Origin of the sequence: Vaginisenegalia massiliensis (assembly GCF_900604935.1) — a bacterium.
Taxonomy (GTDB): domain Bacteria; phylum Bacillota; class Bacilli; order Lactobacillales; family Aerococcaceae; genus Vaginisenegalia; species Vaginisenegalia massiliensis.
In genome coordinates this window covers 232,798-240,945 of record NZ_UWPC01000001.1, presented here as the reverse complement: position 1 = coordinate 240,945, position 8,148 = coordinate 232,798, and the positions used below count along the sequence as shown (strand labels likewise).

Sequence of the window (8,148 nt, the reverse complement as noted above, 5' to 3'; positions counted from 1 at the left end):
ATTGGTAAATCCATGTTTTTAATAAACTTGTATTAACATTATACTTTTTGCATATTAATTTATACCCGAGTTTTTCTTCCCTGTATTCATTGATAAGTTTTAATTTAAAGGCTAATTCATGTTTTTTATTCAAAATAAACACCCCTAAAGTTGAATTTTAAGGTTCAACTTTAGGGGTGCACTACATAGAGAAGACTTATTTTTTTGCTTTTTTGTTAACTTATGAGCAAACAGTAATAGATTTATGAGATAAAATTAATTTTACTATCGATTGAATTGATGTATGAAAATAGCACATAAAATAACACTTGTCTTGATTTTTTGGGGTAATAAATTTTAATAATGATAAAAAAATTATAATGGATACGTTTTCAATAAAACGGTATAATGTTAGTAGATGAGCTAATGTGTTTTCACATGATCACCTGAATATTTTGGAGCCCAGGTATTAAAGGAGGATCGATTCCTGGAACAATCAAAGATTATTGAGGGGGAAAATTTTAATGAAAGACATCAAAACAAGTCGTTTAACAAAAGGCTTAACCAGCTCTATGCTTGCATTATCTTTAGCTGCAGTAGCTGTTCCAGTTTATGCACAAGAAACAACAACAACTAACGCAACTGAATTAACCACTGTCGCTCCAGTTATTGAAACAACAGCTGTAAATGCGGCTACAACAACAACTGCTCCTGAAACTGTAACAAGTCAAGAAACCACAACCCAAGCGCTTGAAACCATTACTTCAGAAGCAACAACAGTTGTAAAACCAGCTGCTAACACTTTTGCTGCTCCAACAACACCTGAAGCAAAGGTAATCTTAACAAAATCAGATGTTTATATGACGGAACCTAAGACAGTTAATGTAACGGCTAATGTTGGTTCTGCTCAAGCAAGTGATTTTGTTTGGACCTTAAACGGAAAACCAATTTCTGAATGGCAAACTTGGAATGAAGCAACAGGCCAATGGGATAGCGGCATTCCTTTGGTTACTTTTGATGGTCAACCAACCGTGGTAAATGGTCAATTATCAGCAGACGTTAAGTTTAATCTTATGTTTGGTAATGAAGATTTAAGTCGTCGTAAAACGCACAATCTTCGCCGTACTTACCGTCAATACATTGGACAATATGAATTAAAAGCAGTCAATCCAACTACTGGTCAAGAAATTATTTTACCAATTAATTATCGTCCATATGAAAATTATCAATCATATGAAGAAATGGTTGCTGCTACTGACGCTATTGCTAATAAAGTTTACGATGATCGTTATGTGACCATTGAACAAATTGGTACATCTGCAGAAGGCCGCCCAATTCGTATGGGTATTATTGCTCAAAACGCTGCATCAATTTCTGATTATTTAAATAAAACAACTCCACTAATGTTAGAAGATCCAGATCAATTCATGAAATTATTAGCAGAAGGTAAAATTGATTATAAAGTTCCAGTTATGATTAATAATACCCACGCTGACGAACAACCTGGTATTGATATTGTATCTAGCTTATTTGATACTTTTGCAAGTAAAGATGTGATTCGTTACAACACAGTTGACGAAAACAACAATCCAATCGTTAAAGAATTTAGTGTTCCAGATTTACTTAAAGATGTGATTTTACTCTTTAACTTCACAGTCAATCCAGATGGAGCAGCTAACAATACACGGGCTGTCACCAATGGTATGGACCCTAACCGTGACACTGGTTATCAAACACAACCAGAAACACGTGCTATTGCCGAAACAATTGCAAAATACAATCCAATGTCAATTATGGACTTCCATGGATTCGTATCTGAATTCTTAATTGAACCTTGTACACCTCCGCATGATCCTAACTTCGAATTTGACTTACTTTATAATAATTTATTCGAAAATGCGAATAAAATGGGTCGGGCTGGTATTACCAACTCTGCTTACGACAGCTATTTAATTCCAGCAACTGACTGGGGTTCAGGATGGGATGATTCCTTCTCTGGTTATACGGCTGTTTACGGCTTATACCATGGTATTATGGGACATACTATTGAAGTTCCAGCTACCAACCAACAATCTTTCTTAGCAGGATATTATGCTGGTTTAGCTGGTACTGAAAATATCTTCAGTAATAAAGATGCTCTAATGATGAACCGCTTGAAATATTATAGTCGCGGTATCCATAAGACTGAGGATCCAGCTGCAAACGATGCTTTAGTTGAACCAGATGGTTCAGTTAAAGGTCGGATTAATCAACCTGGACAAACTAAATTCTTCCCAGATTATTATGTCATCCCAATGAGCCTTGATCGTCAAAAGAATCCGGATGAAGCTTTCAAGATGATTGAATACTTCAAACGTAATGGCGTTAAAGTGACTGAATTAACTCAAGATATGGGTGAATACAAAAAAGGTGATTTAGTCATTGATATGGCGCAAGCAAAACGTGGTTTTGCCAACCATATCTTGTATCCAGGTGCTAACGAATCTGAATGGGATGCGATGTATGCTGAATTGGTTACCAACTTCCCAGCCATGCGCGGTTTTGATGTAAAAGCAATCTTCCAAGATGGCTTATTCGCTAACAAATTAGGTCAAGTAACTTGGACTCAAGCACCTCGAACAGGCGCTGTAGCGGATCAAAGCAAGGTGGTTAAAGCTAATCCAAATTGCTGCACTATTACATCAGAAGTCACCAAATTCCCTTACGTATTTGTTGAAAATAACTCAGCGGAAGCAACACGAGCTGTAAATAAAGCTTTATCTGAAGGTAAGAATATCTACTTGGCTAAAGATGGTTATTATATGGATCAAGCTACCTACAATAGCTTAATTAAAGACTTTGTGCTTAAAGGTACTGGTGTCCAAGCTAACCCTATTGGTACTGCTCTTAAACCAGTAAAAGTATATGCGCCAGGAAACCCTAACGCTGGTCTTCAATTCCCAGGTCACTCTAGTTCATATCTTGCACTTAAAGAAATGGGCTTCCAAGTAGTTGATTCATTAGATGAGGCCGATGTAATTGTGGTTGATAACGGTGATTTCGATCCAAGTATTATTGGTAAAAAACCTACCATTGTATTTGGTGGCGAAGCAATGTTCATGTTGAAAGACCTATTACCAGGATTTGACATTAACTTAACAACCGATAACACGACAGCTTGGTCTTATGAAGGCTTAATTAAAGCTGATATTCTTAAGGATAATATCTTAGCTTCTGGATTCTTAGCTAATGATCTATTCTACTCTAACTCTGGTGCTTGGATTACAGCTATCCCGGCTGGATTTGAAAGCTTCATTAAAGCTCAAACGGGTGATGATTTCTACGTATCAGGTTGGTGGCCAGGTCACGATGCCTTGAAAGGTCAAGTATTAGGTATTGACGGTATGTTCAACGGAAATCCATTAATGATCTTTGCTGGTAATCCAACTAACAAAACTCATACTCATAACTTCTATCGTTGGTTGAGTAACGCTGCTTTCCGTGGTGAACTCGCAAAATTAGAAGAAGTGAAGATGGAAACAGTTGTAACTGAATTAAGTCCTGAAGATTGCTTAGCTTACTTTGGTAAAGAAGATGATACTAAAGTACCAAGTTTAGCTAAAGCAACAAAAGATTCAAAAGTTGATTCAAGTGCTGTTTTACCTGCAACAGGTGAACAAAATAATTCAAATGTTGTGATTGCATTAGGTATGTTAATGACGGCAACTGGATTAATGGCTGTTCAATACAAACGCAACCGTAACTAATTGCAAGAAAAAAATAAGGCTCCCTGGGAGCCTTATTTTTTTTGCTTAGATATTGTAAATTCAGGATCAAGTTGATGATCTAAGTCAGAAAATGCTTGAGCAATAGCTTGATCAATAGTTGTCAATTTTGATTTATCATAGGTGGCCGTTGGGATATATGGAATAGGGCGGCCAAATGCTAGGCGACCTTTTTTTCTCATAAGGAATTCAAACGCATTTCGCGGTGGTTGAATTGCGACAGGTACAATGGTTTGTTGACTTAATTTTTGGATGAAGGCTGTTCCGCCTTTAATTTCTGAACTATATCGACTTCCACTTGGGAAAATACCTAGTATACGATGATCTTCCTTCATCACTTTTACAGCTTGTTTGATCGAAGATGGAGCAGGCTTATCGCGATTTACTGGAAAGACATGGGCTTGCTTAAGTGCGGTTCCTAACAATGGAATCTCAAATAAACTATCTTTGGCCATAAAAGCAATTTCGCGAGGGCTTAATACCATGGCTAGGTAGATTGGATCTAATAACGAGCGATGAGTAGCCGCTAAAATAAACTCACCTTGTCTGGGAAGATTGTCGACTCCTTTTACTTGGGGCTTGCCGTTAAACAGGTAAACAATAGCTTTAACGATGGCTAAATAAATAGCATATGCAGACATACGATATTCCTTTCTATAATAATCCAAAACGAGGATATGTTGTGAAGCACCAATTTAGTATATAATAAGATTGACTAAATGAAAAGGAGCCTCCTATGAAGATACGTGCATTTGCAATTAGCCTCACATGTGGCTTAATATTAAGTCATCTAATGTTTCCTCAATTATTGGTATTTGGGCAGATTCCAGCTGACTATCAAGGGCAAGTGATATTAGAAGACACTTATCCAGCGGATCAAACATTATTTACCCAAGGATTTGAGTTAAATCAAGAAGGTCAACTTATTCAAGCCACCGGTCAAAAAGGTCATTCCGTTATTGGAATTATGGATTTAGCAAAAGGTCAATTTATTGAAAAAGATCGCTTGGGTAATCAATTTTTTGGTGAAGGGATCACGATTACCCCTAACAATATTTGGCAGTTGACTTATAAAGAAGGTAAAGCATTTAAACGTGATTTAACGACTTTTAAAGTGGTTGACCAAGTGTCCTATCAAGGTGAGGGATGGGGACTGGCTTATGATCAAGATCGTGACTGCTTATGGATGTCTGATGGAAGTGAGACTTTACAAATTCGGGATCCTCAGACTTTTCAGAAAATGGGTCAATTAATCGTTACTTTTCAAGGTAAAGCCTTGCCTAAAGTTAATGAAATGGAGTATGTTAACGGCTATCTTTATGCGAATGTTTGGACAACCAAACAGATTGTTAAAATTAACTTGCAGAATGGACAAGTTGAAAAGGTCTATGATATTCGTTCGATTGTTGACCAAGCCAATATTAAGCCAGAAGCAAGAAAAAAGATGGATGTTCTAAATGGGATTGCCCATCTAAAAGACGATCAATTTTATTTAACCGGTAAATGGTATCCTTATATTTTCAAAGTTTGCCTATTGGATAATTAAACGTTGAGAAGGACTGTGAAAATTGTTACAATACCAAAGCGACCGTTTATTGAAGAAAAGAGGCGAAATTATGACACAAGCAGCCGTTCGTTATGAATTAATTAAAGAAGAAAAACACACAGGGGCCCGGTTAGGGATCTTGCATACACCACAAGGTTCCTTTGAAACACCAATGTATATGCCGGTGGGGACTTTAGCGACCGTCAAAGGCTTGGCTCCAGAAGAGCTAAAAGCGATGGGAGCCGACATTGTTTTGAGTAATACCTATCATCTGTGGTTACGTCCGGGTGAAGATTTGGTAGCAGAGGCGGGTGGTTTGCACCGCTTCATGAATTGGGATAAAGGGATTTTAACTGATTCTGGAGGTTTTCAAGTCTTTTCATTAAGTGATATGCGTCGAATTGAAGAAGAGGGCGTTCATTTCCGCAACCATATTTCTGGGGAAAAACTCTTCCTTTCACCAGAAAAGGCAATAAATATTCAAAACCAATTGGGTTCTGATATTATGATGAGCTTTGATGAGTGTCCACCATTTGATCAATCATATGACTACGTTAAACGATCGATTGAACGAACGACAAGATGGGCTGAGCGGGGACTAAAGGCGCACGCACATCCTGATCGGCAAGCTCTTTTCGGTATCATGCAAGGAGCTGGTTATAAAGACTTACGCATTCAACATGCACGAGATATGGTTTCTTTGGATTTCCCGGGTTATTCGATCGGTGGATTATCTGTAGGAGAAAGTAAAGAAGAAATGAATCAGGTTCTCGATTATTTAACACCAGAGATGCCAAAACATAAACCTCGTTATTTAATGGGGGTTGGCTCACCAGATTCCTTAATTGATGGTGTTATTCGAGGTGTAGATATGTTTGATTGTGTCTTAGCAACCCGGATTGCTCGCAACGGGACATGTATGACTAGTCAAGGCCGCTTAGTGGTAAAAAATGCCAAATATGCACGTGATTTTAGGCCAATAGATGAAAAATGTTCTTGCTATACATGTCAAAATTATAGTCGGGCCTATGTTCGCCATTTAATTAAATCGGATGAAATTTTTGGTTTGCGCTTGGCATCTATTCATAATGTGCATTTCTTATTGAATTTGATGCGAGATATTCGTGAAAATATTCGAAATGATTCCTTATTGGAATTTAAAGAAGCCTTTTTCGAAGAGTATGGCTATAACAAAGTTGGCGCTGGAAACTTCTAAAATAAATAAATATTAAACTTTGAAAGTGAGTGACAATAAATGAACAATGCAATGATGACTCAATTAATCATGTTTGCTGGAATTATTGCGGTGATGTACTTTATGATGATTAAGCCGCAAAAGCAAGCAGCTCAGAAAAAACAAGCCATGATGGATGGTCTTAAAAAAGGTGATTATGTTATAACCATCGGTGGTTTACACGGGATTATTGATGAAGTGGATCGAGCTAATCAAATCGTTGTCTTAGATTGCGAAGGAATTTATCTTACCTTTGAATTGGCGGCTTTAGCTTCTGTTAAAGAGCCAATTAAGCCTCAAGATTCAATGGTAGCGGGACCAGCTTCTGTTTCTCAAGAATAATTTGGTTGACCCAAACCTTGTTTTAACTAATAATCATATAGTCTATTTAATTTCTGTTATTGAATGCGATACGAAAGAAATTAAGTAGGCTATTTTTTATATTGAAAACACGAACATATGTTTGTATAATTAACAGGGAATAGTTAATCGAAAGGGTGAAGTTAGATGGAATACGGTCTATTGCGATTTGAAGATCCGAAAATCGATTGTTCGCGAAAAATTCTCCATGTGGATATGGATGCTTTTTATGCTAGCATTGAAGCGCGAGACAATCCTTCCATTGCCCATAAACCCATCATAATTGCCAAGCATCCTAGTTTAACAGGTGGGCGAGGAATTGTGTCGACGTGTAATTATCTTGCTCGACAATTTGGCGTCCATTCTGCCATGCCAGCCATTGAGGCTTATCGACTCTGTCCACAAGCTATCTTTGTTCAGGGAAATATGGGCTATTATCGGCAAGTTTCGCAACAAATTCGCACAATATTTAGCCAATATACAGACCTTATTGAACCTTTGTCATTGGATGAAGCATACCTTGATGTGACTGAAAATAAAAAAGGGGAATCTTCAGCAATTCGTTTAGCCCAAATGATTCAAAAACAGATTCTCGATGAGTTGAATTTGACCTGTTCAATTGGTATTTCCTACAATAAATTTATCGCCAAGATTGCCTCTGATTATCAAAAGCCATTTGGCATGACTCTGGTAACTCCTGAATCAGCTCCTTTATTTTTGCAATCATTACCGATTGAAGATTTTTATGGAGTGGGTAAGAAGTCCATTCACCACTTCCATCGGTTGGGTATTTTTTCGGGTCGCGATTTACTGACCTATTCATTGAATGATTTAATGACTCATTTTGGCAAAATGGGTTATTCCCTATACTTTAAAGTTCGGGGAATTCATAATAGTCCTGTTTGTGCTCAACGAGAAAGAAAATCAAAAGGACGTGAAATGACTTTTCAGTATTTTTTAGATCAAAATGATCAAGTTGAACAGGCTGTAGAACAACTGAGTCGAAAAATAATGGCTGACTTAAAGGGAAAAGACTTGCTAGGTCATACCCTTACCCTTAAAATAAGGTATGATGATTTTGAAACCATCACTCGTCAGTTGCAGACGGCTGATCCCATTGATTCATGGGAGATATGTTTAGATCTTGCTAGTCAATTGTGGCAAACTCATGGACAACTTAATAAATGCATTCGTTTGTTAGGCATTGCTATTAGTCAATTTGAGGATCAAACCATTGAACCGATAAAATTAGAACTCAGTTAGGA

Annotated in this window: 6 protein-coding genes; 5 read left to right on the top strand and 1 reads right to left on the bottom strand. The window is 37.3% G+C overall.

Going from position 1 to position 8,148, the window contains the following annotated elements:
• Positions 1-503: 503 nt before the first annotated feature.
• Positions 504-3,725 carry a M14 family metallopeptidase gene (locus EIH20_RS01020; RefSeq protein WP_124057488.1) on the top strand — a complete coding sequence of 1,074 codons (3,222 nt, stop codon included), beginning with the start codon at positions 504-506 and terminating at the stop codon, positions 3,723-3,725.
• 32 nt (positions 3,726-3,757) lie between these two features.
• Here the strand turns inward: EIH20_RS01020 and EIH20_RS01015 are convergent, their stop codons facing one another.
• Complete coding sequence (locus EIH20_RS01015; RefSeq protein ID WP_124057487.1) at positions 3,758-4,384, bottom strand: lysophospholipid acyltransferase family protein; 627 nt, start codon at positions 4,382-4,384, stop codon at positions 3,758-3,760.
• A 95-nt stretch (positions 4,385-4,479) separates the two neighbouring features.
• Here EIH20_RS01015 and EIH20_RS01010 point away from each other — a divergent pair, with 95 nt between their 5' ends.
• From EIH20_RS01010 to dinB, 4 genes are all read left to right on the top strand, one after another.
• Entirely contained in the window at positions 4,480-5,289 is an 810-nt protein-coding gene (locus EIH20_RS01010; RefSeq protein ID WP_124057486.1) for a glutaminyl-peptide cyclotransferase, read from the top strand.
• A 70-nt stretch (positions 5,290-5,359) separates the two neighbouring features.
• Positions 5,360-6,505 carry a tRNA guanosine(34) transglycosylase Tgt gene (tgt, locus tag EIH20_RS01005; RefSeq protein ID WP_124057485.1) on the top strand — a complete coding sequence of 382 codons (1,146 nt, stop codon included), beginning with the start codon at positions 5,360-5,362 and terminating at the stop codon, positions 6,503-6,505.
• A gap of 39 nt (positions 6,506-6,544) precedes the next feature.
• Complete coding sequence (gene yajC / locus EIH20_RS01000) at positions 6,545-6,865, top strand: preprotein translocase subunit YajC (protein WP_241152356.1); 321 nt, start codon at positions 6,545-6,547, stop codon at positions 6,863-6,865.
• A gap of 165 nt (positions 6,866-7,030) precedes the next feature.
• Positions 7,031-8,146: a DNA polymerase IV gene (dinB, locus tag EIH20_RS00995; RefSeq protein ID WP_124057484.1), complete on the top strand. Its 1,116-nt coding sequence runs from the start codon at positions 7,031-7,033 to the stop codon at positions 8,144-8,146.
• Positions 8,147-8,148 lie beyond the last annotated feature (2 nt).